The sequence below is a fragment of the Rhodococcus sp. LB1 genome (assembly GCF_001583455.1).
Taxonomy (GTDB): domain Bacteria; phylum Actinomycetota; class Actinomycetes; order Mycobacteriales; family Mycobacteriaceae; genus Rhodococcus_F; species Rhodococcus_F opacus.
Window position 1 is genome coordinate 94531 of sequence record NZ_LTCZ01000290.1, and the last position, 26980, is coordinate 121510.

Annotated in this window: 25 protein-coding genes, 1 tRNA gene, 1 other RNA gene and 1 pseudogene; 15 read left to right on the forward strand and 13 right to left on the reverse strand. The window is 68.8% G+C overall.

What is annotated here, in order from left to right:
• Positions 1-28 precede the first annotated feature (28 nt).
• Positions 29-1243: an acetyl-CoA C-acetyltransferase gene (locus tag AZG88_RS29910; protein ID WP_025431690.1), complete on the reverse strand. Its 1215-nt coding sequence runs from the start codon at positions 1241-1243 to the stop codon at positions 29-31.
• A 235-nt stretch (positions 1244-1478) separates the two neighbouring features.
• Between AZG88_RS29910 and AZG88_RS29915 the strand changes: the two genes are divergently transcribed.
• Positions 1479-3128: an amidase gene (locus AZG88_RS29915; RefSeq protein ID WP_005248661.1), complete on the forward strand. Its 1650-nt coding sequence runs from the start codon at positions 1479-1481 to the stop codon at positions 3126-3128.
• 10 nt (positions 3129-3138) lie between these two features.
• Here AZG88_RS29915 and AZG88_RS29920 read toward each other — a convergent pair whose 3' ends face one another.
• The 4 genes and pseudogenes from AZG88_RS29920 to AZG88_RS29935 all read right to left on the reverse strand — a co-directional run bounded on the left by AZG88_RS29920 (position 3139) and on the right by AZG88_RS29935 (position 8809).
• Positions 3139-3813 carry a response regulator gene (locus AZG88_RS29920; RefSeq protein ID WP_005248663.1) on the reverse strand — a complete coding sequence of 225 codons (675 nt, stop codon included), beginning with the start codon at positions 3811-3813 and terminating at the stop codon, positions 3139-3141.
• Positions 3810-5752 (reverse strand): annotated as a pseudogene (locus AZG88_RS29925) (sensor histidine kinase). Before AZG88_RS29925 ends, AZG88_RS29920 begins: the two are co-directional and overlap by 4 nt.
• Before the next feature lie 44 nt (positions 5753-5796).
• Positions 5797-6495, reverse strand: a complete 699-nt coding sequence (locus AZG88_RS29930; RefSeq protein WP_187300234.1) for a hypothetical protein — start codon at positions 6493-6495, stop codon at positions 5797-5799.
• A gap of 85 nt (positions 6496-6580) precedes the next feature.
• Positions 6581-8809, reverse strand: a complete 2229-nt coding sequence (locus tag AZG88_RS29935) for a DNA polymerase III subunit gamma and tau (RefSeq protein ID WP_061699951.1) — start codon at positions 8807-8809, stop codon at positions 6581-6583.
• A 210-nt stretch (positions 8810-9019) separates the two neighbouring features.
• Between AZG88_RS29935 and AZG88_RS29940 the strand changes: the two genes are divergently transcribed.
• Positions 9020-10366 (forward strand): ammonium transporter, encoded by a 1347-nt coding sequence (locus AZG88_RS29940; protein ID WP_005248686.1) that lies wholly within the window; start codon positions 9020-9022, stop codon positions 10364-10366.
• 3 nt (positions 10367-10369) lie between these two features.
• On the opposite strand, the gene AZG88_RS29945 is transcribed toward AZG88_RS29940, so the two are convergent.
• Together AZG88_RS29945 and fes are read right to left on the reverse strand one after the other, a co-directional pair.
• Positions 10370-10963, reverse strand: a complete 594-nt coding sequence (locus tag AZG88_RS29945) for an HhH-GPD-type base excision DNA repair protein (protein WP_025431689.1) — start codon at positions 10961-10963, stop codon at positions 10370-10372.
• Between the two features lie 86 nt (positions 10964-11049).
• Positions 11050-12273, reverse strand: coding sequence for an enterochelin esterase (gene fes / locus AZG88_RS29950; RefSeq protein WP_061699952.1), 1224 nt, complete (start codon positions 12271-12273; stop codon positions 11050-11052).
• A gap of 72 nt (positions 12274-12345) precedes the next feature.
• On the opposite strand from fes, the gene fepB reads away from it, so the two are divergent.
• Together fepB and AZG88_RS29960 are read left to right on the forward strand one after the other, a co-directional pair.
• Positions 12346-13353 (forward strand): Fe2+-enterobactin ABC transporter substrate-binding protein, encoded by a 1008-nt coding sequence (gene fepB / locus AZG88_RS29955; protein ID WP_061041135.1) that lies wholly within the window; start codon positions 12346-12348, stop codon positions 13351-13353.
• Between the two features lie 86 nt (positions 13354-13439).
• Entirely contained in the window at positions 13440-14276 is an 837-nt protein-coding gene (locus AZG88_RS29960; RefSeq protein WP_061041134.1) for a DUF1206 domain-containing protein, read from the forward strand.
• Positions 14277-14327: 51 nt separating this feature from the next.
• Here the strand turns inward: AZG88_RS29960 and AZG88_RS29965 are convergent, their stop codons facing one another.
• A complete protein-coding gene (locus AZG88_RS29965) occupies positions 14328-15626 on the reverse strand; it encodes an aminotransferase class I/II-fold pyridoxal phosphate-dependent enzyme (protein WP_061699953.1) in 1299 nt (432 codons plus the stop codon).
• Positions 15627-15669: 43 nt separating this feature from the next.
• An RNA gene (gene ffs, locus AZG88_RS29970) (signal recognition particle sRNA small type) lies at positions 15670-15764 on the reverse strand.
• Between the two features lie 125 nt (positions 15765-15889).
• Here ffs and AZG88_RS29975 point away from each other — a divergent pair.
• The 4 genes from AZG88_RS29975 to AZG88_RS29990 all read left to right on the forward strand — a co-directional run bounded on the left by AZG88_RS29975 (position 15890) and on the right by AZG88_RS29990 (position 18448).
• On the forward strand, positions 15890-16384 hold the full coding sequence (locus AZG88_RS29975) for a DUF3558 family protein (RefSeq protein WP_005248694.1): 495 nt from the start codon (positions 15890-15892) through the stop codon (positions 16382-16384).
• Between the two features lie 59 nt (positions 16385-16443).
• Positions 16444-16531: transfer RNA gene (locus AZG88_RS29980), tRNA-Ser, on the forward strand.
• A gap of 189 nt (positions 16532-16720) precedes the next feature.
• Positions 16721-17680 carry an alpha/beta hydrolase gene (locus tag AZG88_RS29985; protein WP_061699954.1) on the forward strand — a complete coding sequence of 320 codons (960 nt, stop codon included), beginning with the start codon at positions 16721-16723 and terminating at the stop codon, positions 17678-17680.
• A gap of 84 nt (positions 17681-17764) precedes the next feature.
• Complete coding sequence (locus AZG88_RS29990; RefSeq protein ID WP_061041132.1) at positions 17765-18448, forward strand: YoaK family protein; 684 nt, start codon at positions 17765-17767, stop codon at positions 18446-18448.
• Here the strand turns inward: AZG88_RS29990 and AZG88_RS29995 are convergent.
• Entirely contained in the window at positions 18423-18938 is a 516-nt protein-coding gene (locus AZG88_RS29995) for a COG4315 family predicted lipoprotein (RefSeq protein WP_005248698.1), read from the reverse strand. The genes AZG88_RS29990 and AZG88_RS29995 overlap by 26 nt on opposite strands.
• Before the next feature lie 155 nt (positions 18939-19093).
• Between AZG88_RS29995 and AZG88_RS30000 the strand changes: the two genes are divergently transcribed.
• Genes AZG88_RS30000 through AZG88_RS30010 form a run of 3 tightly spaced genes read left to right on the forward strand, consistent with a single transcriptional unit; the run spans position 19094 to position 22037 of the window.
• Positions 19094-19903 carry an AraC family transcriptional regulator gene (locus tag AZG88_RS30000; protein WP_061700057.1) on the forward strand — a complete coding sequence of 270 codons (810 nt, stop codon included), beginning with the start codon at positions 19094-19096 and terminating at the stop codon, positions 19901-19903.
• Positions 19900-20460 carry a TIGR03086 family metal-binding protein gene (locus tag AZG88_RS30005; protein ID WP_061041131.1) on the forward strand — a complete coding sequence of 187 codons (561 nt, stop codon included), beginning with the start codon at positions 19900-19902 and terminating at the stop codon, positions 20458-20460. The genes AZG88_RS30000 and AZG88_RS30005 overlap by 4 nt, the downstream gene beginning before the upstream one ends.
• A 38-nt stretch (positions 20461-20498) precedes the next feature.
• Positions 20499-22037, forward strand: coding sequence for a metallophosphoesterase (locus tag AZG88_RS30010; protein ID WP_061699955.1), 1539 nt, complete (start codon positions 20499-20501; stop codon positions 22035-22037).
• Here the strand turns inward: AZG88_RS30010 and AZG88_RS30015 are convergent.
• Complete coding sequence (locus tag AZG88_RS30015; RefSeq protein WP_037181700.1) at positions 22027-22608, reverse strand: TetR/AcrR family transcriptional regulator; 582 nt, start codon at positions 22606-22608, stop codon at positions 22027-22029. The genes AZG88_RS30010 and AZG88_RS30015 overlap by 11 nt on opposite strands.
• Positions 22609-22661: 53 nt before the next feature.
• Here AZG88_RS30015 and AZG88_RS30020 point away from each other — a divergent pair, with 53 nt between their 5' ends.
• Positions 22662-23330, forward strand: a complete 669-nt coding sequence (locus tag AZG88_RS30020; protein ID WP_061699956.1) for a lysophospholipid acyltransferase family protein — start codon at positions 22662-22664, stop codon at positions 23328-23330.
• On the opposite strand, the gene AZG88_RS30025 is transcribed toward AZG88_RS30020, so the two are convergent.
• Entirely contained in the window at positions 23314-23895 is a 582-nt protein-coding gene (locus AZG88_RS30025) for a TetR/AcrR family transcriptional regulator (RefSeq protein ID WP_061041127.1), read from the reverse strand. The genes AZG88_RS30020 and AZG88_RS30025 overlap by 17 nt on opposite strands.
• An 84-nt stretch (positions 23896-23979) precedes the next feature.
• Between AZG88_RS30025 and AZG88_RS30030 the strand changes: the two genes are divergently transcribed.
• The 3 genes from AZG88_RS30030 (at position 23980) to gluQRS (ending at position 26217) form a co-directional block, all read left to right on the forward strand.
• On the forward strand, positions 23980-24558 hold the full coding sequence (locus tag AZG88_RS30030; protein ID WP_005248710.1) for a dihydrofolate reductase family protein: 579 nt from the start codon (positions 23980-23982) through the stop codon (positions 24556-24558).
• 79 nt (positions 24559-24637) lie between these two features.
• On the forward strand, positions 24638-25249 hold the full coding sequence (locus AZG88_RS30035; RefSeq protein ID WP_005248711.1) for a TetR/AcrR family transcriptional regulator: 612 nt from the start codon (positions 24638-24640) through the stop codon (positions 25247-25249).
• A gap of 11 nt (positions 25250-25260) precedes the next feature.
• Entirely contained in the window at positions 25261-26217 is a 957-nt protein-coding gene (gene gluQRS, locus AZG88_RS30040) for a tRNA glutamyl-Q(34) synthetase GluQRS (RefSeq protein WP_061699957.1), read from the forward strand.
• Here the strand turns inward: gluQRS and AZG88_RS30045 are convergent.
• Complete coding sequence (locus AZG88_RS30045; RefSeq protein WP_061041186.1) at positions 26186-26755, reverse strand: DUF4190 domain-containing protein; 570 nt, start codon at positions 26753-26755, stop codon at positions 26186-26188. The two genes, gluQRS and AZG88_RS30045, sit on opposite strands and share 32 nt — an antisense overlap.
• Positions 26756-26980 lie beyond the last annotated feature (225 nt).

Consider the following 26980-nt stretch of genomic DNA (forward strand, 5'->3'; position numbering starts at 1 on the left):
GCTTCAAGTCTCCTGATGGTCCGGGCGGTCAGACGCGCTCGATGATGGTGGCGACGCCCATACCGCCGCCGATGCACAAGGTGATGAGGGCGTACCGGGCGTTGCGACGCTCGAGCTCGTCGATCATGGTGCCGGTGATCATGGCGCCGGTGGCTCCGAGCGGGTGACCCATCGCGATGGCACCGCCGTTGACGTTGAGCTTCTCGTCGGGGATGTTCAGGTCCTTCTGGAACTTGAGCACGACGGACGCGAATGCCTCGTTGATCTCGAAGAGGTCGATGTCGTCGACGGTCAGACCGGCGGCGGCGAGCACCTTCTTCGAGGCCGGGGTCGGGCCGGTGAGCATGATCGTGGAGTCGGCACCGCTGGTGGCCGTCGCGACGACGCGGGCGCGCGGGGTCAGGCTCATGTCCTTGCCCGCCTGCTCGGATCCGACGAGGACCAGTGCGGCACCGTCGACGATGCCGGAGCTGTTGCCGCCGTGGTGGACGTGGTTGATCTTCTCGACCCAGTGGTACTTCTGCAGCGACACGGCGTCGAAGCCGCCCATCTCGCCGACACCGGCGAAGGACGGGTTGAGTCCCGCGAGGTTCGCGAGTGTGGTGCCGGGACGCATGTGCTCGTCCTGGTCGAGGACGGTGAGGCCGTTGATGTCCTTGACCGGGACGACGGACTTGGCGAAGTAGCCGCCGGTCCACGCCTTCGCGGCGAGGTCCTGCGAGCGGACGGCGTACGCGTCGACGTCCTCGCGGGAGAAGCCCTCGATGGTGGCGATCAGGTCGGCGCCCACACCCTGGGGAACGAAGTAGTTGTCGTAGTTGGTGGCCGGGTCGAGCGCCCACGGTCCACCGTCGGAGCCCATCGGCACGCGGGACATCGACTCGACGCCACCGGCGATGACCAGTTCGTCCCAGCCGGAGCGCACCTTCTGTGCGGCGGTGTTGACGGCCTCGAGGCCGGACGCGCAGAACCGGTTCAGCTGGACGCCACCGACGGTGTCGGGAAGTCCGGCGTCGTTGACCGCGACGCGGGCGATGTCCATGCCCTGGTCGCCGACGGGGGTGACGACGCCGAGGATCAGGTCCGAGATGCGATCCTCGTCAAGGTCGGGGAAACGGGCGCGGAGCTCGTCGATCAGGCCGGTGACCAGCGAGATCGGCTTGACCGAGTGCAGCGAACCGGTCTTCTTTCCGCGGCCACGCGGGGTGCGGATGGCTTCATAAATGAATGCCTCTGTGGTCACTGTGGAATGTTCCTTCCTTATTTGCGTCGACGCCGACCGTGCACACGGCGCTCTGCACGGGGCATACCCCGGCACGTCCACCTTAGAACGTGTTGCAAAACGGAAGGAAGGACCGAAGCGATCCTGGATCGTGACCCAGGCGATCACGATCGGCCGATCTCCGCCATGCCCGGCCCGACCTTTCGTGCTGTAATGACGCGGCGCTCGACCCGAGCCGAGCGGAGGAGAACACGCTGTGACCACCCGACTGTCCCGCCGGCAACTGTTCGGCGCCGCGACCGCGGGTGCGGTGACCGTTGCCGGACTGGGGCGTGCCGGAGCGTCCGCGAACCCGGCTCTCCGACTGCCGTCTCCTGGCACGATCACCGCGTCCGATCCGGCTCTCCTCAGCGCGGTCGAGGCCGCGTCGCTGTTGCAGTCCCGGGCACTGCATCCGCGCGAACTTCTGGATGCGTGCCTGTCGCGCAGCGCCGCGCACGACGGCGGCATCGGGGCGTGGATCCGCATCTATCCCGAGCAGGCGTACGAGGCCGCGGAGTCGGCCGCGCAGCGGCTGGCGGCAGGGTCCGCGCCGCCGGTGTGCGGATTGCCGATCGCACTGAAAGACCTGTACGCGGTGGCCGGGCTGCCCGTGACGGCGTCGAGCGGCGTCCTCGAGGGCAACATCGCCGCCGGCGATTCCGGGGTGTGGCGGCAACTGCGCGACGCGGGCATGGTGCTGATGGGCCACGCGCACACCCACGAGTTCGCCGTCGGAACCGCCACACCGCAGGTGGGGAACCCGTGGGACGTCGAGTACTCGCCGGGCGGCTCGTCCGGTGGCAGCGCCGCCGCCCTCGCCGCACGATTCGCGCCTTGTGCGGTGGGAACCGACACCGGCGGGTCGCTGCGCATTCCCGCGAGCGCGTGCGGGATCACGTCGATCAAACCGACGTTCGGCCGGTGCAGCACCAGCGGGGTGATTCCGCTGACCTGGACGCGCGATCACACCGGTCCGATGGGACGCAGTGTCGCCGACGCGTCGCTGCTCCTGAGCCACATGGCGGGCGTCGACGTCGACGATCCCAGCACGTCGGTGGGTCCGGACGTTCCCGCGGAGGGTTACCCGCTGACCGCCGCGGGCGGGTCACGCCCACTGTCCGGCACGCGTTTCGGGTTGCCGCGCGGTGTCGCCGACGAGTTGCCCGATCCGATCGGGTCCCTGTTCTCCGCGTTCCTCGACCTGGTCGGCGCGCTGGGCGGCGAGGTCGTCGACGTGACCGTGCCCGACGTCCCGAAGGGGCTGCTGAGCGGAGATTATGCCGAGTTCGGCTCGTATCACCGGCAGTTCGCGGACCGGCTCCCGGCGTACGGTCCGGAGTCGGCGCTCGCCGCGACCGCGGCGATGGCGAGCCTCGCCCTGCCTGTCGCGGACTACTTCGCTCTCGAACGCGCACGGCTGCGCTTCCAGCACGACTACAACCGGATGTTCGCCGAGCACCGGCTGGATGCGATTCTGCGTCCCGGCTCCCTCACCGACGGGGTGCGGCGCGACGCGCTCTCCGATTCGAGCGTGTTCGCCGGTGCACGGGAGAACTACTTCTGGGCCAACTACGCGGGGGCACCGGTCGTCTGCACCCCGGTGGGCCGGTCCGCGGCCACCGGCATTCCGTTCGGGGTGCAACTGGGCGGGGTTCCGTGGTCCGAGGCGTCGCTGATCTCCATCGTCCTGGAACTGCAGGAGGCGCAGCCGGTGTGGCGGGACACGCCGCCGATCGGTCCGTCGCCGCGGCGGATCCCCGAGGTGCGGGTGGCGGCCCCCGGTGCCGGTCCGACTGCGACCAACACGGACGACACGGGCCCCGGCATCCGGTTCGTCCCGACGACGTCGACCGCGGCCGTGTGACCCCGCGCGGTCAGGCGTCGAGGCCGAGACCCGCGTCCCGTGCCCGGACGATCGCGGTGGGACGGTCGGGCACACCGAGTTTGGCCAGCACGTTCGACACGTGGTTGCGCACCGTCTTGGGGCTCAGCACGAGCCGCCGCGAAATGCTCGCGTTGTCGTAGCCGCGGGCGACGAGGTCGAGGACCTCACGCTCCCGGTCGGTCAGCTCGGGAAACACCGTGGGACCCACCCGTCGCGAGGCGGCCATGAAGCTCATCGCACGGGCCGCCACCGCGGCGCCGAGGATCACCTCCCCGTTGGCGACCGCTCGGACCGCCCGTTCCACCTCCCCCGGATCTGCCCCCTTCACCAGGTAGCCGCGAGCCCCGGCGCGCACCGACGCGACCAGCGATTCGTCGTCCTCGTGCATGGTCACCACGAGCACCCGCAGTGCGGGATGCCGCTCGACGAGCCGCCGGGTGGCGTCCACCCCCGAACCGTCCCCGAGTTCGAGGTCCATCAGCACCACGTCGACGTCGCCGTCGACGACGTCGAGCGCCTCTGCGACCGAACTGGCCTGCGCGGCCACCTCCATGCCGTCCAGGGTCGACAGCAACGCGACCATCCCCAGCCGGAACACCGGGTGGTCGTCGACGACAGCTACCCGGATGGACGACGTGGTGGAATTCGTGGTGCCTGCGCTCATGATGCGGTCAACGGTAACCGGGCCGTGACCACCGTGCCTGTCGGACGGCCGGATTCGATGTGGAGCGTGCCGCCGAGTTCGTGGGCCCGCTCGCGCATCGACCGGGTTCCGACGCCGCCGCCCCGGCCGGATCGAACCCGCACCCGTCGTCGTGGATGACGACCGTGAGCATCTCCCGTGCGAACGTGGCGTCGACCCGGCAGCCGTCGGCGCCGCTGTGCCTGCGCGCGTTGGTGACGGCCTCGACGACGATCCCGTACGCGGCGGCGCTGATCTCCGCACCCAGCCTCGGCGGCGGATCGGCCTGCACCCGCAGCTGGAATCCGCTGCGCGACTGGTTGGCTGCCAGTTCGTGCAGCGCCGGGACCAGTCCGAGCTCGTCGAGCACCGGCGGGAACATGCTGCGGGACAGCTGCCGGACGCCCTCCACCTGATGGTCGAGTTGCTCCTGCAGCGCGTCGATGAGTTCCGCGGCGGCGGCCGGGTCCGAGCCGAGCAGGTTCCGGGCGCCCTGAAGGCCGAGTCGGATACCCGCCAGCGACGGACCCAGCCCGTCGTGCAGTTCGCGGCGAATCATCTGCCGCTCCTCCAGTCGCACGGACGCCAGCCGACGCCGCGCCTCCTGCAGGCTCTCCGCAGACTGCAGCACGACGAGGCCGGCAGTCACCACCGCCGACAGTTCGGTGAGCGATCGGCGGGTGCGCGTCCCCAGCGACTCCCCCGGCGGCGCCGTGACGACCATCGTCCCCAGTATCGCACCGCGGTGGACCAGCTCCACCGACTCGGCGTGCCCCGTCGCCGAACCCCACACCGCGGCAACCCCGCTGGTGTGCCGCACGGACACGGACTCGAGCCGCAACGCGACGCCCACGCCGGCAGCGAGGCCCTCCAGGAGTTGTTCCGGGGTTTCGGCGCTGCCGAATTGCCGGCCCAGGGTGCGGACGGCGCGAGCCGGATCCGCGCCCTCGCCGTAGACGAGGTGGTGCACCCGCCGCTGCAGCCACAGCCGGACCGGCTGCACCGCGACGGCGACGACACCCGCCGCGACCACCTGCGCCCCCACCGAATCACCCTCGGGCAGCAGCGCCGTCACGGCCGTGGCCACCACCACGTAGAGCGCCAGCAGCAGGACGGTGAGGGTGCCGGCCACCGTCGCGCGGCTGACGGCGAGGTTCAGCCCCCACATGCGCTGGCGCAGGATGCACACCAGGATCGCGACCGGATAGAACGCCTGAACAGCCAAGTGCACCAACGGGTTGAGCACCCACAGACCCGGCAGTGACGCGGGCAGTGCCAACGGAACGTATGCGGCCGTCATCAGCGCCGTGCCGAGGCACATCCATCCGAGCCCGACACGCTCGCCGGGTGGGCCGTGCCGCCACCGCCACCCGCAGTCCGCTGCCGCCGCGGAGCCGACGACGAGAACGGGCACGATCACCCAGACCGCGGGGATGTCCGTGAACGTGCGGGACCAGAAGTACCAGGCCGTCGCGGCGATACCCGTGAGGACGCCGAGTTTCGCGCCGACGCCCAGCGGGTGGTCGCGGATCAGCCACGGCACGATCAGGAACAGGCTGAGCGTCCCGGGAATCCACGCCGTGTTCTGCAGCGGGGACAGCACGTCGACCCACGGCAGCCCGGGACGCACGACCGCGAGTTGCGAATAGCTGTAGCTCAGCGCGGCGACACCCACGCCGATCGCGGTGAGCCCCATGATGATCGGCACGGGGTGCACCCGCCGCGCGAGGACGACGCCCGCCACGGTCCCGTAGACCGCCGCCCCGACGACGTCCACCAGGAAGAACAACTGGTTCGAATCGATGCCCGGATCGGCCCGGACGAACGCCACTACGGACAGGACGACCAGGATCCACGCGGACACCGCCATGACAGCGGCTGGTACGGGCGCACCGCCCGTACCTGCCGACCCCTCGGTCATTCGAGTGTCCTTCCGCTTCACCATGATGCGAACGAGTATCTCCCCTACTCGCGCACGGTGTCGGCGAAAGCGAAGCCGATCGCGCTCACCAGCACCCACAGCGGTCCGGTGAACCCGGCGAGGTACTGCAGCGGCGAGACGCCGATGACGGCCGTCACCAGGCCGAGGACCAGGCTGACCCAGCCGATCCACCGCGGGCCCGCCTGTCCGCGCAGCAGTGCGACGGCCACCGCCAGCGCGCTGACCCCGGCGCCCGCCCACAGCCACGGGATTGTGCCCATCCAGTGGCCGCCGACCACCGCGAACTCCGGCACCACCTGGTCCGTGTCACCGAGACCGAACACCAGCTCGGTGGTCAGGCCGGTCCCCAGCAGGCACGCCGCCGACGTCAGGACCAGACCGAACGCCGCGACCGACGGCAGGATGCTCTCGGCGGGCAATGCGGCTCGCAGCCGCTGGGACAGCCCGGCGGCGAACACGAGGATCAGCAGCGCCGCGGTCATGATCGACACGTGCATGACGAGGATCCCGGTGCGCTGTCCGGCGAGGCCGTTCATGATGGCGACCGGGTCACCGGCCGACGCCTCCGCGTAGACCGCGTCGATCGACATGCTCGCCTGGATACCGACGATTCCGGCTACGCCGGCGACGACCCCGAGGTAGGCCCACCACCGGCCGCTTCGCGGTCGCGCAGTCGCCGGGACCTCGTTCTGCACGCCGTCTGGAACATTCACTGTGCTCATGGGACGAGAATCGGCCACCCGGCGTCCCGGGCACCAGGGGCGGATGTCCCGATGTGGCGGGACCGCCGACGACGGCCCCGTCGGGTCAGCCCTCGAGCTTCTTGGCCCCGAGCATGTCCTTCAGCAGTTCGAACGCCACGTCTTCCGGGTCGCGGCGAGTCGCGGGGTCGACGGGTTCCGCCGCCTCCGCGAACATCTCTTCCTCGTCCTCGGGTGTGGAGACGGGCGGCGTGGTCGCCGAAGCCTCGTAGTCGATCGGCCCGGGATCATCGGGGTAGTCGGGTGCCTCCGGCGGCGGAATGTCGTCGTCCGGCTCGGACGACGGACGTGCCTGGCCCGCACCCGGACCCGAGTCGGAGCGCTGTGTGTCGGACTGCTGCTGCGGCGGACGCTGCGCGGTCTTCTCCTGACTGGGCCGGGAGAATCGCGGTGCGCCTGCCGGCTTCGTCGGCGCTGCAGCGGCCTTCGCGACCGGTGGTGGCGGCGCCGTCGGAGCACCGGCCTGATACTCCACTTCCCAGGTGCCGCCGAACATCTCGGCGAGCACCTCGGTGATCACCTGAGCGTTGTGCGGTGACGCGATGCGAGCGCCCAGGTTGGGGACGGGGTGCGCCAGGATCAGGCGGTTGCCCTGAACGTCGTGCACCGTCGCGGCCGACAACATGGCGGGCAGAATCTTGTTCCGCTGACTCACCTTCTCGCGCAGCGAGTTCCAGGACTCGCGCAGCGCGGCAGCATCCGGACCGGCCGATGCGGCGGGCTCCGCCTCCACCTCGGGGGTGAGCGACGGCTCCGGTTCCGGTTCGGGAGTCGGTTCCAGCACGGGAGTCGGTTCCGGTGCAGGAGTCGGCTCGGGTTCCGGGACGGGAGCGGACGCCGGCGCGGGGGTCGGCTCGGGTGCGGGCGTCGGTTCGGGGACCGGCGTCGGCTCGGGCTGCGGCTCCGGTTCGGGAACGGGTGTCGGCGCGGGTTCCGGAACCGGCCGCGGCATCGGTTCGGGTTCCGGCTCGGGCGGCGGGGGCACGGTGGCTGCCGCGGCCTGCCGCATGGACGGTCGCTGGAACTTCGGTTCCGGTTCCGGCTCGGCAGGCGGTTGCGGCGCACGCGCAGGAGCCGCCGCGGGCCGCTCGGCCGCGTCGACGGCCGGCGCCGACCCGGCGGGCGGAAGTCCGCGTTCGACGCGTTCGAGTCGCTGCAGCACGGCGGACTCCGCATCGGACGCCGAGGGCAGCAGCATTCGGGCGCACATCACTTCGAGCAGCAGGCGGGGGGCCGTGGCGCCGCGCATCTCACCGAGGCCTGCGTGCATCACCTCGGCGTAGCGGGCGAGCGTGGCGGGACCGATCCGCTGGACCTGCGCGCGCATGTGCTCGAGCACGTCGCCGGGCGCGTCGACCAGGCCGCGTTCGGCGGCGTCGGGCACCGCCTGCATCAGGATGAGATCGCGCAGGCGCTCGAGCAGGTCGACGGCGAACCGGCGCGGATCGTGCCCGGCGTCCATCACGCGGTCGACCGTCCCGAACAGCGCTGCACCGTCGCCGGTGGCGAGCGCGTCCACGGCGTCGTCGATGAGCGCGACGTCGGTGACGCCGAGCAGCGCGAGCGCGCGCGGGTAGGTGACGCCCTCGTCGCCCGCTCCGGCGAGCAGCTGATCGAGGATGCTCAGCGAGTCACGCGGCGAACCGCCACCCGCGCGGATGACCAGCGGATACACCGGGTCGGCGACCGGCACACTCTCCTGGTGGCAGATCTTCTCCAGCAACCCGCGCATCGTCGCCGGCGCGAGCAACCGGAACGGGTAGTGGTGGGTGCGCGAACGGATGGTCGGCAGCACCTTCTCGGGTTCGGTGGTGGCGAAGATGAAGATGAGGTGCTCCGGCGGCTCCTCGACGATCTTGAGGAGCGCGTTGAAACCGGCCGTGGTGACCATGTGGGCCTCGTCCACGATGAACACCCGGTACCGCGACTCGGCGGGCGCGTAGAACGCGCGGTCACGCAGCTCACGGGTGTCGTCGACGCCACCGTGGCTGGCCGCGTCGAGTTCGGTGACGTCGAGGTTGCCCGATCCCCCGGGGCCGAGCGCCACGCACGAGGGGCACTGGCCGCACGGCGTCGAGGTCGGACCCTCGACGCAGTTCAGCGATCGGGCCAGGATGCGGGCAGACGACGTCTTGCCACAGCCGCGGGGACCGGAGAACAGATACGCGTGGTTGATCCGTCCGGCGTCGAGAGCGGTGCTCAGTGGTTCGGTGACGTGCTCCTGCCCCACCACCTCGGCGAAGGATGCGGGTCGGTACTTCCGGTACAGGGCCACGCGGAAAGACTACCGGCGGTCCCCGACAGTCCGGGCCGGGTGGTCGAAGCGCCCGCTCAGCACCCGCTCGGGGCGCTACTCACAAGCAAAAGTCCGAACCTGACCGCATTGCGTAACACGTTCGCAACGCAGCGGCAGCACAGTCGAAACCGCTCGCGGTCATCGTGACTTTCCGCGCCGGGTTTCGTCTCGGGGTGTGAGGAGAATGTCGTGCCTGCAATCGACGCCGGAGCAACCGCCTGGCTTCTGATCAGTACCGCGCTGGTCCTTCTGATGACGCCGGGGCTCGCCCTGTTCTACGGCGGAATGGTCCGTTCCACCGGCGTACTGAACATGATCATGATGAGCTTCGTGTCGATCGCGCTGGTCACGGTCGCGTGGCTGGTGGCCGGATACTCCCTCATCTTCGGCGACGACATCGGCGGCGGACTGATCGGCGGGCTCGAGCACCTGGGGATGGTGGGCATCGACCCGACCACCGTCCACGGACAGGTCCCCGAGATCCTGTTCGCCACGTTCCAGCTGACTTTCGCGATCATCACCGCCGCGCTGATCAGCGGCGCGATCGCCGACCGGGCCAAGTTCTCGGCCTGGATGATCTTCGTGCCCGTCTGGGCCCTCGTCGTCTACGCACCCGTCGCGCACTGGGTGTGGAACCCGCAAGGCTGGATCGCGCAGTTCGGCGCCCTCGACTACGCGGGCGGACTGGTCGTCGAGATCGTGTCCGGCGCGTCGGGCCTGGCGCTGGCGCTGGTCCTGGGCCCGCGCCTCGGTTTCCGGTCCGAGTCGATGCGCCCCCACAACCTTCCGCTGGTGCTGCTGGGCGTCGGCCTGCTCTGGTTCGGCTGGTTCGGTTTCAACGCCGGTTCGGCGCTGGCCGCCGACGGCACGGCCGCCGCGATCTTCTTGAACACCCTCGTCGCCGGGTGCACGGGCCTGCTCGGCTGGCTCCTCGTCGAGCAGAAGCGGGACGGCCACCCCACCACGTTCGGTGCGGCGTCCGGTGTCGTCGCCGGCCTGGTCGCGATCACCCCGTCCTGCGGCACCGTGAGCATGGTCGGGGCGCTGGTCGTCGGCGCCGTCGCCGGTGTGGTCTGCTCGTTCGCCGTCGGCTGGAAGTTCCGCCTCGGGTACGACGACTCGCTCGACGTCGTGGGAGTCCACCTGATGGGCGGCATCGTCGGCACCATCCTGATCGGACTGCTGGCCACCGAGGTCATGACCGGCGGACCGGAAGGCCTCTTCTACGGGGGCGGGTTCACGCAACTCGGCAAGCAGGTGCTGGCCGTGGTGGTCGTCGCCCTGTACGCGTTCGGCGTGACGTACGCGCTGGGCAAACTGATCGACCGGATCTTCGGGTTCCGGGTGAGCGCGGAGGACGAGTCGTCCGGCATCGACCTCGCGTTGCACGCCGAATCGGCGTACGAACACGGTGTGCTCGGACACGGTCCGAGCGGCGGCGGTCAGGGCAACAGCGTCTTCCCGTGGATGCATGAGGCCGAACGCCGGCGGCACCTGGACGCCGAACGGAAGCAGAACCCCTCCGATACCGAGTAGCGGCTACTTCTTCTTCGCCGCCGCGGCCTTCTTCGCATCGGCCTTCGCGGCCTTCTTGAACTCGCGGACCTCGTGGAGGCTCTTGTCGTCCACGACGTCCGCGATCGACCGCCGGGATCCCTCGGTGCCGTAGTCGCCCGCGGCCTCCCGCCAGCCCTTCGGCTCCACACCGATCTGCTTGCCGAGCAGTGCCAGGAAGATGCGGGCCTTCTGATCGCCGTAACCCGGCAGCGCCTTCAGCCGTTTCAGGACCTCTTTGCCGTCGGGGTCGCCGCTGGTCCACAACGCCTCGACGCTGCCGTCGTAGTTCTCGACGAGGAACGCGCACAGCGACTGGATGCGGGTGGCCATCGATCCGGGAAACCGGTGGACCGCCGGTGTCTGTGAGCAGACGGCCGCGAACTCCTCCGGATCCATCTCCGCGATGCGATGCACCTCGAGGCCGCCGAGCCGGTCGTCCAGCTTCTTCGGACCCGCGAACGCCGTCTCCATCGGAACCTGTTGATCGAGCAACATCCCGATGAGCAACGCCAGCGGATCACTCGCCAGAAGTGCGTCGGCGTCCGGATCCCCTACCAGATTCAGCGTGCGTGCCATGCTCTGATCCTGCCATCCCACGATCCGGCGGGTGCGCCCTTCACCTCGACGCGCGGTTTATTCACAGAGTTATCCACATCACTGCATTACCGGTCGGTACGCTCCAGCATCGAGGCCACGCCGGCGATCAGACCGTCGCGCCAGTGCAGGACGTCGTGGCCCCCACAGAACTCGCGGTACCGCACGTCGTGGCCGGTGCCCGCCAACAGGTCGCGCACCTCGCGGTTGGGTTCGACGAGCATCCATTCGAGTGTCCCGACCTCCACGCTGAACCGACTGTCCGACGGCGGCGTGGCGCGCACGCGGTCCTGGAACGGGACTCCCGGCCCGGAGCCGGGCCACCAGAACGATCCGGACAGGCTGACGGCGCACCCGAACACCTGCGGGGCGGTCAGTGCGAGGTGGCACGCCGTCAGTCCGCCCAGGCTGCAGCCGGCCACGATCGTCGACGCGGGATCGTCGGTGGCATCCCATTCCCGCCGCAGCCACGGAAGCAGTTCGCCGGCGAGACCGGACGCGAACGCGGCACTGCAGCCCAGCTCCTCAGACCGCAGTTCGGGTCCGACACTGTCGACCATCACGACGAGCGGAACCCGGTGCCCCGTATGTCCGAGCGCGTCGACGGCGCCCGCGATACGCAGGTCGACCGCCCACGTCCGGCCGTCCAGCACCACCACGAGGGGACGATTCCGAGCGGTGAGGCCGGCCGGTTCATAGACCCACACCGACCGTCGCGTGCCCGACAGCGTGAACGTCGTCTCGTGGAGCGCGCCGCGGCCGGGCCGGTCCGTCCACCAGAGCTGCGCGGGTGCCGCCGGCATCACCGCCTCGGAGCTGTCGCCGGTGTGCACCACCCGCGTCGGCAATGGGTTGAACGGGTCGGACTGCGCGTCGGCGAGCACGCTCCGCCACCACTGCCAGCCTGGGGTGTTGCCGGGAACCGTCAACGATTCCGCGCGGGGGATGAAATGGTAAGCACCGCGCCACGTCTCGGGGACCTCGATCGACAGGGACCAGAGGTCGGTGCCGGGTAGCCGCGACAGCGCGGCCCGTTCCAGTCGGGAGCGGTCGGTGATTCCGTTGGCGTCGAGGTAGACGTGCCGCGTGCGCGACGTGCGCTCGTCGCCGTCCGGATCCCGCCAGCAGAACGTCGCGATCACACAGCCGGGGTCTGCCCCGTCCGGCTCGATCAGGGGACTGCCCGCGGCCGCGAGACGGTCCCAGAACGCGAGGACGCCGTCACGTGTCAGGTCGTCGATCGACCGTGCGCGTACGACGCGACGCTCGGGTCCCGGCACTCGTTGCAGCATCCACTTCCCATTCGAATGTAGGTAACGCTAGCCTAAATCAGCTTCCTTACCCGTGCGAAAGAGAGTCTTACCGTGAAACTTCGTCGCTCACTGGCAGCCGTCGCTGTCCTCGCCGTCGGGATCGGCGCTGCCGCGTGCTCGTCCGATCCCGATTCCGACGCCGCGACCACCGACAGCACCGCCGCATCCCAGAGCTGGCCGCGCACCGTCACCGACGAGACCGGCAGCGTCACGCTCGAACAGAAGCCCGAGCGGATCGTGTCCACCAGCGTCACCCTCACCGGCTCACTGCTCGCCCTCGACGCCCCTCTGATCGGCACCGGCGCGCAGAGAGCCAGCGACGTGACCGACGAGAACGGCCTGTTCACGCAGTGGGCGGACATCGCCGCCGAGCGCGGCGTCGAGACGCTGTACCAGGGGGAACCCAACGTCGAGAAGATCACCGCCGCCGATCCGGACCTCATCTTCGTGTCCGCCACCGGCGGTGATTCGGCGATCGACCAGGTGGACACGTTGAAGCAGATCGCGCCCGTCGTGGTGCTGCGATACGACGACAAGTCGTGGCAGGACCTCAGCGGACAGATCGCCGCGGCCATCGGGGCCGAGGCACAGGCCGACGCCCTCGTCGCGAAGTTCGACCAGCAGCTCGACGACGCCAAGTCGGCGCTGGGCGACAAGGTCGCGGCGGCGAACCCGGTGAATGTGCTCGCGTACAACTCGCCGGAGGAGTCGCGGATCTTCACCGCCGAATCGGCGCAGGGCATCCTGTTGGAACGCCTCGGATTCTCGGTTGCCGAGCTGCCGTCCGACCTCACCGCCGCAGACAAGGGCATCATGGCCGGCCGCAAGGACGTCGTGCCGGCCGGGCAGGAGAACCTGCCGCGAGCGGTGCCCGGCAACACCACGTTCATCGTGATCGGTGAAGCAGCGGACGCCGACAGGTTCCTCGCCGATCCGACGCTGCGGGAGACGCCGTCCGTGGAGAAGAAGCAGGTGATCGGGCTCGGGAAGGACAGCTTCCGCCTCGACTACTACAGCGCGTCCAACCTGATCGACCGGGTCACGAACACAGTGCGATAACGCTCACCCCGTGTCGGCGCGGCCCATATCGGGTACCTCTACGTCACAGGGACTCCGGTCCGTTCGCACAACCCGAAGGACACCCGATGGCCCAGAACGAAACGAATCGAGCCAACGGGATGAGCCGCGCCGTCGACAGGGCAACCGACAGCAACACCTTCGAACGGGTCGCGCGCGCCGGCCACGTGATGAGCGGTTTCGTCCACCTGCTGATCGCGTACATCATCGTTCAGCTGGCGTTCGGCACCGGCGGCAACGCCGATCAGTCCGGGGCCCTCGGCGCCCTGGCCGCCAAACCCGGTGGCCGGTTCGTGCTGTGGGTGGCGATGGTCGCGTTCATCGCGATGGCGCTGTGGCGGCTCGCCGAGACCGTTCTCGGCCCCCACGTCACCGAGAATTCCGAAGGCGACGGCGACGACACGTCCCTGCTGGACCGCGCGAAGGCGTTCGGCCTGGCCGTCGTCTACTTCGCGTTCGCCTTCTCGGCATACCAGTTCGCGAGCGGCGGCGGGAAGTCGAGCGGTCAGCAGAACGCCGGAATGAGTGCACGCCTCATGGAGTCCGGGGGAGGCAAGATTCTTCTCGTGGTGGTGGGTCTCGTCGCCATCGCGATCGGCGGCTACCACATCTACAAGGGGGCGTCGAAGAACTTCCTGGACGACCTGAAGGGCACCCCGTCGAAACTCGTCGAACCCCTCGGAGTGGTCGGCTACGTGGCCAAGGGCCTCGTCATCGCGGGCGCGGGCGTGCTGGTGATCGTGGCGGTCGTCAACGCCGACCCGTCCAAGGCCACCGGCCTCGACGGCGCAGTGAAGACCCTGGGCTCGGCGCCGTTCGGGCAGTTCCTCCTGGTCCTCGCCGGACTGGGCATCGCCGCGTACGGGCTGTACAGCTTCGTGATGGCGCGCTACGCCAGGATGTAGAGACACGTCCGGCCGCTCACCCGGCAAGGGTGAGCGGCCGGACGTCGTCTACTAGGACTTCGGCAGGTCCAGGCGTGATTCGGTGGCCGCGAGCAGCACGCATGTCGCGACACCGTTCATCGACTTGTCCAGATCCTCCATCGAGGGGAAGCTCGGCGCGAGCCGGATGTTCTTGTCCTCGGGGTCGACGCCGTACGGGAACGCCGATCCGGCGGCGGTGAGCGCGATCCCCGCGTCCTTCGCCAGAGCGATGACGCGCTTCGCGGTGCCCTCGACGACGTCCAGGCTGATGAAGTATCCGCCCTTGGGCTCCGTCCACGACGCCACCTTCGATGCCCCGAGACGATCCTCGAGGATCTTCAGGACGAGCGCGAATTTCGGCGCCAGGATCTCGCGGTGCTTCTCCATGTGGGCGCGCACGCCCTCGGCGTCACCGAAGAACCGAAGGTGCCGCAGCTGGTTCAGCTTGTCGGGACCGATGCTCTTCTTACCGAGGTATTTCTGATACCAGGCCAGGTTCGCGGTCGAGGACCCGAAGAAGCTGACGCCCGCACCGGCGAACGTGATCTTCGACGTCGACGCGAACACGAGCGGCCGGTTGGGGTTACCCGCCTCCGCGGCCATCCCGAGGACGTCCAGCGACGGCGCCGTCTCGCCGACGAGCGGGTGGACGGCGTAGGCGTTGTCCCAGAACAGCCGGAAGTCGGGGGCGGCGGTCGGCATCGACGCCAGCGTCCGCGTGACCTCGTCCGAGTACACCGCGCCCGTGGGGTTGGAGTAGTTGGGAACGGCCCACAGACCCTTGATCTGCGGATCGTTCGCCACCAGATCGGAGATGACGCCGACGTCGGGGCCGTCCGGGCGCATCGGCACCGGGATCATCTCGATGCCGTAGGTCTCGGTGATCCCGAAGTGGCGGTCGTAACCGGGCGCCGGGCACAGGAACTTGACCTTCTCCTCCTGCGACCACGGGCGCGGGGAGTCGGGGGTGCCGTGCAGCAGGGCGAACACGACGTTGTCGTGCATGATCTCGAGGCTGGCGTTGTTGCCGGCGAGCAGGTTCTCGACAGGGATGCCGAGCAGTTCACCGAAGATGGCGCGCAGCTCCGGCAGTCCGGTGAGCCCGCCGTAGTTGCGGGTGTCGGTGCCGTTGCCGTCGCGGAAGTCGCCGTCACCGGGCAGTGCCAGCAGCGCCGCCGACAGATCCAGCTGCTCGGGCGAGGGCTTGCCGCGAGTGAGGTCGAGCGTGAGCTTCTCGGTCTTCAGCTGCGCGTAACTCGCAGTCTGGCGCTCGTGCTCCGAAAGTAGTTCCTCATGGCTCATCAACCCGATCTGGGTCTGGTTGGTCATCAGGAGCGGCCTCTCACCGACGTCGTGGGTCGGGTATGCGAAAGATAGGGGACCCCGCGCACCCGGCAGAGCCCGTTGACCCTTGCTGCCTTCCGGCCCTGGGGGAGTTCACAGGATGCGCGCCGCGCGGGATCCACCACAGAGTGTAGACGGCCCCGAGCCGTGGTCGGGATCCACCCCGGCCCGGACCCGATGCCGCACCTCTGACCACGGCCAGTGCTACCGTCGCCCCCGCATTCGGCCACCGTCGGCAAAGGATCGGGATGAAACTCAGAAGGACAGCACACGCGGTGACACTCGCCGCCGCCGTGGCAGCACTGTCGGCGTGCGGCGGAGGCAGCGACGACGCAGCCACCTCGGACGCGGTGAGCTGGGACGCGGCCGAGCCGTGCACGCTCGCGGACGATGCGACGCTCGCACCGCTTCTCACGGCAGGCGCCGGCGAGGGCACCGCCACCGACAGTCCCGAACGTCGCGCCTGCACGTGGGGCAAGCCCGAGGCGCTGAACACCGTGACGATCACCACTACGAGCGCGCCGGAACCGGTCGACCCACTGCGCACCATCGACGTCGGCGGACTCGAGGGGCGGGCGCTCGCCGAGAGCAAGTACCAGTGCATCCTCGAGGTCACGACCGATGCGGGCACCCTGTCGATCGAGACCAAATTCGGTCTCGACGCCACCGCGAACCCGGACACGTCCTGCGACCGGTCCGTCCCCCTCGCCGAGCATGCCCTCACCCAGCTGAAGTGGGCCTAGAACGGGCGGCTACCTGGTCGTTTAACGGTGAACCGCCGTCGTTGGGTATGCTCCTCCACGGAGGATTCGCCTAGTGGCCTATGGCGCTCGCCTGGAACGCGGGTTGGGTTAACGCCCTCAGGGGTTCAAATCCCCTATCCTCCGCCACAGGAACCCCTGTGAACTGCTGAGAAGCGGTTCGCAGGGGTTCTTTTTTTCTGTCTCCGAGCGACGACCGACCGGCTGTCCGAGCCGAAAGTCCTGGCCACAGCAGGCGCAACCCGTTATCTTCCTGTTATCGTCTGCGGTGCAGCGTTCGCTGTGCTGTGTGTCGATTCGAGATAAAAGGACATTCGTATGGCGATTCGTCGCACCCGCGCACTGATCGTGGGCCTGGTCGCAGTGTTGGCATCGGGCCTCGTGTCCGTATTGGCCGGAACCGGCGTCGCCCACGCCGACTCGGCCCTGATCTCGGTGTATTCACCGTCGATGGACAAGGACATTCCCGTCAAGGTGCTCAAGGCCGCGGGCGGTGGTCCCGCGCCCACCCTGTACCTGCTCGACGGTCTGCGGGCACCGGACGACAACAACGGCTGGCTGATCGAGACCGACGTGGAGAGTTTCTTCGCCGGCAAGCACGTCAACGTGGTCATCCCGTTCGGCGGCGGCGGCACCTTCTACTCCGACTGGCAGCGCGACGACCCGAAGCTCGGCCGCGTCAAGTGGGAGACGTTCCTGACCAATGAGCTGCCCCCGGTGATGGCTTCTCAATTCGGCAGCGACGGGGTGAACAACGCGGTCGCGGGTCTGTCGATGAGCGGCACCTCCGCGTTGAACCTCGCCACGCACCGCCCCGACTTCTACAAGGCGGTCGCGTCCTACAGCGGATACCCGACGGCCAGCTCGCCCGGCTTCGCGCAGGGCATCCAGGTCTCCGTCGCCCAGATGGGCGGCAACGCGCTGAACATGTGGGGCTTCTGGCCGTCGGCTGGGTGGCTTCGCAACGACCCGCTGCTCAACGTCGGCGCGCTGCGCGGCAAGTCCGTCTACATCTCGTCCGGCGCAGGCTCGACGGCGAGCGATCCGACCGTCGACCCGGACAGCGCTTCGTTCGACCCGGTGAAGTTCTCGCAGACGGTCCCCCTCGAGACCGCCTCCGGTCTGAGCAGCAAGGTTTTCGTGCCCGCGGTGCAGCGCGCCGGCGCCAAGCTGCAGACCCACATCACCGACGACGGTCTCCACACGTGGAACTACTGGCAGGACCGCTTGCACGAGTCCTGGGCCAACACGCTGGCGCCCGCCCTCGGGACGTCCTGAGCCAGGCGTCGTGATCGCCTGACCTACGCCACAGTGGCCCCCGATCTCCGGATCGGGGGCCACTGTCGTCGGCTGCGGTGTTTGATGTGGGGTGTGCCGATCGACGACAGCAAGCGGATGCTCGCGCTGGCGGTGGTGCTGTCCACGCTGGCCGGTTACGTCGACGCGCTGGGATTCATCACGCTCGGCGGGTTCTTCGTCGCGTTCATGAGCGGCAATCTCACCCGGTTCAGTGTCGGGTTCGCGGACGCCGCGTGGGCGCACGCGGCGACTGCTGCCGCGGTGATCGGGATGTTCGTCCTCGGCTGCGCCCTGGGTGCCGTGGTCGTGCACCTGTCCGAGCGACGGCGCCTGCCCGTCCGGACGACGGTGCTCGCGGTCGTGTCGGGACTGCTCATCGCGGGCGCGGTGGCCGCGACCGTCGGGGCGAGCACGGTGGCCGTCGGCGCGATGCTGCTCGCGATGGGCGCCGAGAACTCCTTCTTCCAGCGCGACGGCGAGGTGACCATCGGTCTCACCTACATGACGGGCGCGCTCGTGAAGATGGGGCATCGACTGGCCGGGGCACTGTTCGGTGGGCCGCGGTGGGCGTGGCTACGACATTTCGCGTTGTGGGCCGGCCTGGTGGTGGGCGCGGTGACGGGCGCCCTCGCGCACCACTGGATCGGGCTGGACGCCCTGTGGTTCGCTGCCGTCCTGTCGGCAGCGCTGACCGTCACCGTCCACCTGAGGATCGACCGCGCTACTCGCCGCCCGCAGTTGTCGTGACCGGGTTGCCTGCGGAGTCGAGGGTCCACCACACGCTGCCGACTGCCTGCCCGAATGCGTCCCCGGGTTCGTTGTCGTCCTTGTAGCGGTACACGGGGCGGCCGTTCACGGTGAGCTGGTGGGTGCCGTCCGGCGCCGGGATCGTGTCGATGACCACTTCCTGCAGCCCCTGAACCGTCGGGTTCTCGGTGACCGACGTGACCGGTGGCCACGACTGCAGGCAGGTGTCCCGGCACGAACTGGCGCCGGAGCCGACCTCGTCGTTGTCGTACACGTAGACCGTCATTCCACCGTCGTCGACCATCACCTCGCCGAGCGTCGTCGGTCCCATCTTCAGGACTGGTGTGCCGGGCGCGGCGGGCGGGGACGTCGGCGTCGGAGACACCGGGGCGTTGCCGCCCGTATCGCCGGAATCGGTGCTGTCGTAGGCGCAACTCGAGAAGGTCAGGCTGACGGCGGCGATCGCTGCCAGCGCCCATGTTCGTCTCATGGAGTCCTCGTTCTCTGTGACGGCGAAGTGGCGGGCCTCCGGGGAACCTCTGCGGACCCGTGCATACAGTTCACCTCGAGTTGCGTGCCGGTGCGGGCACTTCGGGCGATGTGACCGGCCCGCACGTGTCGGTCTCCGTGATTAGGCTCCTGTGCATGGGCTGGTACACGCCGACCTCACCGTCGCCCGACCTCACCGACACCCTGGTGTGCGGGTGGTCCGCGCGGACACAGGGCGAGCATCTGCTGGTGCCGGACGCGTGCATGCACATCCTGTGGATCCGGGGTGTGGGAATCCGCGTGTGCGGTCCCGAAACCACGGCGTGGTCTTTCGCGCTGCCGCCGGGCACCGAATCCGTCGGCGTCCGCTTCCGTCCCGGCGCCGCCTCGCATCTGCTGCGGACGTCGGCGGCCGAGGTCCGCAACATCCGGGTCGGTCTCGGGGACGTGCTCGGGTCCACGTGGGAACGGAAACTGACCGACCGGCTCGACAACGCTCCCGGCTACGCGGAACGAATCGCCCTGTTCGAGAACGCCGTGCGCGCGTGGCGAACCCGCGGACCGGAAGCCGACCCGCTGATCGGCACCGTCCGGCAGGCCCTCGCCCGGCACTCGTGGAACGTGGGCGCGCTCGCCGACGCCGCCTCGGTCACCGAGCGGCAACTGCAGCGGCGATGCAACGACGCGTTCGGATACGGGCCCGCGACCCTCCGCGGAATCCTGCGGCTGCAACGGTTCATGGCGCTGGCGCAGTCGGGCACGCGGACCGGACTCGCCGAACTCGCCGCCACCGCCGGCTACAGCGACCAGGCGCACCTGTCGCGGGAATGCCGGCGAATCTCCTCGCTCACCCCGTCCGACCTCCTCGCCAGTGAGGCCCCCGACTGGCACGGAACGGAATCTGTGGTCGATGTCGGAAATGTTCAAGCCCTCGGACGCCGGACGGGAGAAGAATCGGCAGCATGACCTCGACAACCGAAACCCCCGCAGCCCACTACCGCGATCTCGCCGCGAAGTTCACGAAGCGAGTCGAATCCGTGCCCGCCGAACGCTGGGACGACGCGTCCCCGTGTGACGGCTGGACGGCCCGCGACGTCGTGCGGCACGTGATCGACACGCAGCGCTACATCGTCACCGTCGTCGATCTGGAACTGCCGGAGCCGCCGTCCGTCGACGAAGACCCGGTTGCCGCGTGGGCGGCCACGCGCGATGGCATGCAGGAGATCCTGAACGACCCGGCTCTCGTGAGCCGCGAGTACGACGGGCACTTCGGCCGCACCGACCTCGGCAAGACCATCGACAGCTTCTACTGCTTCGACCTGGTAGTCCACGGCTGGGACCTGGCCCGGGCCACCGGCCTCGACGAGACCATCCCCGCCGGCGACCTGACCTGGGTGGGCGGCGTGGCGGAGCAGATGGGCGAAAGCATCCGCACGGCCGGAGTGTGCGGCCCCGCCGTGGACGTCCCCGCGGACGTCGACGAGCAGACCAGGGTCCTGGCCTTCCTCGGCCGCAAGGCCTGACCCGAGCGCCTGCCCGGTCACGCTTGTAACCTCGGGTCATGAGCGTGCCGGGCAGGATCGCCGCGCTGACGGCAGTGTCACTCGCCGCGGCGCTGCTCGGCGGTGACGTGGTCGCGGTGGCCGATCCCGAACCCCGGGGCGCGTCCGGTCTGCCGGCCCATGGCCTCGTCACCTCGGCGCCCCTCGCGTCCGCGGTCATGTTCGCCGGGACCACCGGCGACGCCGCTCCCTCACAGCGGGTTCCGGGTAAGGAGTCGGACGGTACGTCGGCCACCAGCCACCGCTTCGACGAGTACCCGTACATGCGGTACGAGGTCCGGTTCGGTCCGGAGTCCGCAGGCACCGACGTGACCTGGCACGGGCGTTCGGTGAATCTCGACGACCTCGCGATGCACGTGTGGGACGAGGAGGGGCAGAGCTGGGGTGAGCCGGTCGCGACGGCGCAGCCGTCCGAACCGGGCGGTCCGGTCACCCTGACCGCTCGGATCGAGGGCGAGGACTCCGCTCAGATCCTCGTCATCGACGGCCCTCGACAGGATCGGAGTTTCCGCGAGGCCAACGCGACAGCCGATCAGCAGTTCGCCGACCCGAACGCGTACGACTTCGCGCTGCAGCACATCAGCGACACCCAGTACGTGTCCCGGGACCGGCCGGAGGTGTACTTCGACATGACCCGCTGGACCGCCGAGAACGCCGCCGAACGCAAGATCGCCTATTCCATGCACACCGGCGACCTCGTCCAGAGTTGGATTCGTCCGGGAGCACCCGAGTCCCGCGCCCGGCCCGAGTTCGAGGTGGCGGACAAGGCGATGGCGACGCTCGAAGAGGCCGGCATTCCCTACGGCGTCCTGCCCGGCAACCACGACAACCTGTGGAACGTCGGCGGACGACTCATTCCCGGCGAGCACGAGAAGAACCACGCCCTCTACAACGAGTTCTTCGGGCCGTGGCGGTACCGCGACCAGCCGTACTGGGGTGAATCCGTCACGGACACTGACAATTCGGCGCACTACGACCTGCTCGACATCGCCGGCGCGAAATTCCTGATGCTCTACATCGGCTACAACCCGCCCGAACACGTGCTGCAGTGGGCCGAGGACGTGCTCGCCGACCACCCGAACCGCAACGTGGTGATCGGCAGCCACTACTACCTGGACGAGGACGGCTCGCTGCGGATGAGCGGGTTCGGCGACATCGGTAGCAGTGCGGGACAGCAGATCTGGAACAGGCTCGTCGTTCCCTTCGAGACGGTGTTCCTGGTCCTCGCGGGACACGTCGACGGGCAGACGACGGTCACCGACCGGAAGGTGGGCGACACGGACCGGAAGGTCGTGGAGTTGCTTGCCGACTACCAGTACTTCACGGTGGACAGCCGCCGCGAGACCGGGTTCCAGCGACTCCTGCAGTTCGATCTCGACGGCGGAACCCTCGCCGTCACGACGCACTCCCCCACGCTGGACAGCTTCCGGGTGGAGGACTTCGATCCGCAGCGTCGCTACCAGCCGGATGACGGGGACTTCGTCACCGATGTGGAGCTGCGGGCCGACCTGCCGCGCGCCGTCCTGCCTACGCCCTGAGATGTAGGTCGATCAGCTGCGCGACGAACGCCTCCACATCGAAGTCGCCGACGATCACCTCGATGCTGCGGGTGGCGCGGAGGGTCGCCACCCCGTGCAGCTGGGTCCACAGGTTCAACGCGACCACGCGCGGGGTCTCGGCGCCTGCGTCCGCGACGAGTGCGACGACCGTCTCGAACAGGGGTTTCGAGTGTTGCCGCAGGTCCTCTCCCGAACCCTCGAGCAGGTCGTGCCGGAACATCAATTCGAACAGGGTGCGGTGGGTGTCGGCGAAGGAGAGGTACTGCCGTGCCGTCCGCCGCACGCGTGCGAGGGGGTCCGCCTCGGACATGATCGTCGACCGGAGCTGTTCGGATAGCTCGGCGAATCCTGATGCGGCGATCGCGGCGAGCAGCGCCTTGTGGGTGGGAAAGTACCGCCGCGGCGCGCCGTGCGAGACACCCGCGCGCCGGGCGACGGCGCGCAGCCCGACGGCGTCGATGCCGCCCTCGTCCAGCAATTCGCGCCCGCAGTCGATCAGCCGCACGCGCAGGGGTTGCACTTCTCCACTCATGTAGACAGTGTCTATCATGACGGGGGTAGACAATGTCTACTCCACTTTGGCGCCCGAGTCAGGAGTTCACCGTGTGGTACTGGATCTTCAAGTACGTGCTGATCGGACCGGTGCTGCGGATCTTCGGGCGGCCCACGATCGACGGCGCGCACCACATCCCGGCGTCGGGTCCGGTGATCCTGGCGAGCAATCACCTCACCGTCGTCGACTCGTTCTTCCTGGTCCTGATGGTGCGCAGGCGCATCACGTTCGTGGCCAAGAGCGAGTACTTCACCGAGGGCGGCGCGAAGGGCCGCGCGAAACGCTGGTTCTTCACCGCGGCCGGCCAGGTGCCGATCGACCGGTCCGGGGCCTCCGCGGCGGAATCCGCACTGAACACCGCGAAGAAGATCCTGGACGACGGCAACGTCTGGGGAATCTACCCCGAGGGCACCCGGTCGCCCGACGGTCGACTCCACAAGGGCAAGACCGGAATCGCCCGGGTCGCGCTCGCGACGGGCGCCCCGGTCGTGCCCGTCGCCATGCACGGCACCCGGCAGGTCAACCCCGCCGGATCGCGGATGTGGCGGTTCGGCAAGGTGACGGTGACCGTCGGCGAACCGCTCGACTTCACCCGATTCGCCGAGCTACGCGACAACCGGCACGTCGTCCGGGCCGCGACGGACGAGCTGATGCACGCCCTCATGACACTGTCGGGGCAGGAGTACGTGGACGACTACGCGCTCAGGCGTCCGGCGTAGCGACGGCACGCGTCACGAGATCGGCGACGAGCCGCTCCGTGTCGACCCCGTCGAGCACGCCGGGCAGCGTCAGGTGCTCGACGATGAGCGCATTCATCGCGAGGTAGAGCATCAGCACGGTGCTGCGATCACCGGGCAGTCCCGATTCGAGGTGAAACCCGATGTCGCGCTCCAGATTCTCGGAGATCGTGCGCGTCAGCGTGGTCCGCAACTCGGGCCGCCGGACCGCTTCGAGTCGCAATTCCTGCAACGCGAGATAGCCCGTCCGATCGCGGGTGATCCTGCCGAACAACCCCTGCATGTACTCGATCGCGAGCTCGAGATTCTGCGGCTTGCGACCGCTTTCCTCGACCACCGAGGGGTCGGGGCCCATGCGTTCGTGAATCCGCTTGCCGACCTGGTCGAACAGGTCGTCGCGGCTGGCGAAGTAGTTGGACGCCGTCCCCTTGGGGACGCTCGCCTCGACGTCGACGGCGCGGAAGGTGAGGCCGCGCGCGCCCTCTCGCGCAAGCACTTCGATCGCCGCGTTCACGAGAGCCGCACGTCGTTCCGGATTCTGCGCCATCGACACTCCTCGAACAAAAGGACTTGCAACCACTGCAGTCATAGTACTACAAATGGAGTAGTTACCGACCACGGGAGGACTCACATGCGAAAGCTCGTCTACTACGCCGCCGCCACCATCGACGGATTCATCGCCGGCGCCGACGGCTCGGACCCCACCGGCACCATCTTCGAGATCGACGGCGATCACATGCCCGTGATGATCGCCGAGTACCCCGAGACGGTTCCCACCCACATGCGGGCACCGCTGGGAATCGACGCCCCCAACAAACATTTCGACACACTGCTCATGGGCCGCGCCAGTTACCAACCCGGCCTCGACCTCGGCGTGACCAGCCCGTACGCGCATCTGCGGCAGTACGTCTTCTCGACCACGATCACCGAGTCGCCCGACCCGGACGTCGAGATCGTCTCGGGCGATCCGATCGAGAAGGTGCGCGAACTCAAGCGGGAGGACGGCAAGGACATCTGGCTGTGCGGCGGCGGCAAGCTCGCCGCCGCCGTGCAGCCCGAGATCGACGAGCTCCGGATCAAGCTCAACCCCGTGGCGATCGGCACCGGCATTCCGCTGTTCGACGGCGAATTCGGCCCTCAGCGGTTCCGGCTGGCCGCGAGCCGCGCGTTCGAGAGCGGGATGATCTTCCTGACGTACGTCCGCCGATAACCGAAGTCACACCCGCCACTCGAGGCAACACGGGCGCCTGACGCAGGTATTGATTCAATACGTCAGTAATGTTCGAGGCATGCGCGAACGCCGATACTCGTCCACCAGCCCCGAACGCCTGGCCGCAGCCCTGTTCGACGTCGCGGCCGAGTCGGGTCTCGAGGGCGCCAGCGTGCGCGAGGTCGCCAAGAGGGCGGGTGTGTCCATCGGAGCCGTCCAGCACCACTTCTCCACGAAGGACGAGATGTTCGCGTTCGCCCTGCGGACCCTCGTCGACACACTGCTCGCCCGACTGTCGGAGGTCGACCGCGGCGGGGATCCCGCCCGGGCCCTGTTCGCCGCGATGTCCCAGTTGCTGCCGCTCGACGAGGCGCGGTCGCGGGAGGCGCACGTCATGGCGGCCTTCGCCGTCCGGGCCGCCACCTCCCCGTCGCTCGCCGAGATCCGGCGCAAGACCCTGTTCACCATCCGCACCGGATTGTCCGCCGTGCTCATCGGGATCGGCACCCCGGAGGCGGAAACCCGTGCGGCGCTTCTCCTCGCCACCGTCGACGGACTCGCCCTCGATGCGATCGGCAGTCCGGCCCTGTACCCGCCCGAGTACCTCGAGCACGCCCTCGACATTCAGATCGGCATGATTCTGCAGGGCGCCGACGTGGTGCCGTCGTCGTCGATCGAATTGGCCAGCTGACCCCTCGGCCGATGTCACATCCATCTCGTCAGAGTGAACCGCTGTCACATCGGGCGGCGGGCGCGGGACGGTTCGCGCCCAGCCCGTCCGGCGACCTGCACCTCGGCAACCTGCGGACGGCCGTGCTGGCGTGGCTGTTCGCCCGGTCCACCGGCCGGCGGTTCCTCATGCGCGTCGAAGACCTCGACCGCGTCCGAGAGGGCGCCCGGGACCGGCAACTGACCGACCTCGCGGAACTCGGCCTCAACTGGGACGGCGACGTCGTGTCGCAGTCGGACCGACTGCCGCGGTACGACGCGGCCATCGCCGAACTCCACGCCGCCGGCCTCACGTACGAGTGCTTCTGCACGAGAAGAGAAATCCAGAAAGCGGCGTCGGCGCCGCACGCACCGCAGGGTGCCTACCCCGGGACGTGCCGCAACCTGACACCGGACGAACGCGCAGACCGGCTCGCCGGCGGCCGACCACCCGCGCTGCGCCTGCGCGCCGGCGTCACCTCGTTCACCATCGACGACGTCCTGCACGGAACCTATTCCGGCATGGTGGACGACCTCGTGCTGCGTCGCGGCGACGGCACACCCGCCTACAACCTCGCGGTGGTCGTCGACGACGCCGCCCAGGGAATCGATCAGGTGGTACGCGGCGACGACCTGCTGTCGTCCGCGCCCCGTCAGGCATACCTCGCCGGGCTGCTCGGCTTGACCGCCCCCACCTACGCACACGTCGCGCTCGCACTCAACGAGGACGGCAAACGGCTCGCGAAACGCGACGGCGCCGTCACGCTCACCGACCAGAAAGCGTTGGGACGCACCCCGAGCGACGTCCTCGGAGTGCTGGCGACGTCGCTCGGGCTCGCGGAACCGGGCGAGGTCGGGGATCTCGGGATACTCCTCGACCGGTTCGACCCGGCCCGCCTGCACCGCGAACCGTGGGTGGTCAGGCTCCCGACGCCGCCGCAATCACCATGATCACGAAGAACAGGATCCAGCCGACGACGTAGGCGGCGCCGATGGCGATTCCGGCGATCGCGAGCCCACGGCCTTCCTGCCCGGACTGCTTGATCTGGCCCAGCGCGATGATGCCCAGGATGATGCCGACGACCGAGCCGACCCCGTAGAAGCATCCGCCGACGATCGACGTGATCAGCGATGCGATCGCGAGACCGTTCGTCCCCAGCGACTGCGGGTAGGGCGCGCCGTACGGGTTCGGTGCGCCGTACTGCGGGGCGGGACCGCCGTATCGGCCCGGCGGCCCGTACTGATCGGGTGCGCCGCCGTACTGGTTGGGTGCGCTGTACTGATTCGGGGCGGCATACGGGTTGGGCGTCCCGTACTGCTGGTTCGGAGCACCGTACTGGTCGCCGCCGTACTGATTCCGATTCGGCGCGGCATACGGATTCGGAGACGTCCCGTAGGCGCCCGGCTGCTGATAGTCGGGGTACTTCTCGGTGGGCGCCGAATAGGTGGGATAACCGGATTCGTCGACCCCGTATCCGTCGCGCGGCAAGCCGGGCACCTCGCCGTAAGTGGGTGGTGTTTGCCCGTTGTACGGATTCGAATCGTCCGATCCCCCAGAATTAGTCACGATAACCAGCGTAAAGCATCAAAACCGCAGGAGAAGAAGCAGACCAAAGGGAGGCGAGTAAAGGATTGTCCACGTAGTGTTTATTCGCACTGTCACGCGCGAGCATTCAACTCTTGCTGAGGGGATCACATGACGACTGGTGGATAC

Bases quoted from the DNA above. Each gene is read 5' to 3' on its own strand.
- AZG88_RS29920 (WP_005248663.1), bottom strand. From the start codon at position 3,813: ATGAGCGCAGGCACCACGAATTCCACCACGTCGTCCATCCGGGTAGCT.
- AZG88_RS29930 (WP_187300234.1), bottom strand. From the start codon at position 6,495: ATGAGCACAGTGAATGTTCCAGACGGCGTGCAGAACGAGGTCCCGGCG.
- AZG88_RS29945 (WP_025431689.1), bottom strand. From the start codon at position 10,963: ATGGCACGCACGCTGAATCTGGTAGGGGATCCGGACGCCGACGCACTT.
- fes (WP_061699952.1), bottom strand. From the start codon at position 12,273: ATGCTGCAACGAGTGCCGGGACCCGAGCGTCGCGTCGTACGCGCACGG.
- AZG88_RS29960 (WP_061041134.1), top strand. From the start codon at position 13,440: ATGGCCCAGAACGAAACGAATCGAGCCAACGGGATGAGCCGCGCCGTC.
- AZG88_RS29965 (WP_061699953.1), bottom strand. From the start codon at position 15,626: ATGACCAACCAGACCCAGATCGGGTTGATGAGCCATGAGGAACTACTT.
- AZG88_RS29975 (WP_005248694.1), top strand. From the start codon at position 15,890: ATGAAACTCAGAAGGACAGCACACGCGGTGACACTCGCCGCCGCCGTG.
- AZG88_RS29985 (WP_061699954.1), top strand. From the start codon at position 16,721: ATGGCGATTCGTCGCACCCGCGCACTGATCGTGGGCCTGGTCGCAGTG.
- AZG88_RS29990 (WP_061041132.1), top strand. From the start codon at position 17,765: ATGTGGGGTGTGCCGATCGACGACAGCAAGCGGATGCTCGCGCTGGCG.
- AZG88_RS29995 (WP_005248698.1), bottom strand. From the start codon at position 18,938: ATGAGACGAACATGGGCGCTGGCAGCGATCGCCGCCGTCAGCCTGACC.
- AZG88_RS30000 (WP_061700057.1), top strand. From the start codon at position 19,094: ATGGGCTGGTACACGCCGACCTCACCGTCGCCCGACCTCACCGACACC.
- AZG88_RS30005 (WP_061041131.1), top strand. From the start codon at position 19,900: ATGACCTCGACAACCGAAACCCCCGCAGCCCACTACCGCGATCTCGCC.
- AZG88_RS30010 (WP_061699955.1), top strand. From the start codon at position 20,499: ATGAGCGTGCCGGGCAGGATCGCCGCGCTGACGGCAGTGTCACTCGCC.
- AZG88_RS30015 (WP_037181700.1), bottom strand. From the start codon at position 22,608: ATGATAGACACTGTCTACATGAGTGGAGAAGTGCAACCCCTGCGCGTG.
- AZG88_RS30025 (WP_061041127.1), bottom strand. From the start codon at position 23,895: ATGGCGCAGAATCCGGAACGACGTGCGGCTCTCGTGAACGCGGCGATC.
- AZG88_RS30030 (WP_005248710.1), top strand. From the start codon at position 23,980: ATGCGAAAGCTCGTCTACTACGCCGCCGCCACCATCGACGGATTCATC.
- AZG88_RS30035 (WP_005248711.1), top strand. From the start codon at position 24,638: ATGCGCGAACGCCGATACTCGTCCACCAGCCCCGAACGCCTGGCCGCA.
- gluQRS (WP_061699957.1), top strand. From the start codon at position 25,261: ATGTCACATCCATCTCGTCAGAGTGAACCGCTGTCACATCGGGCGGCG.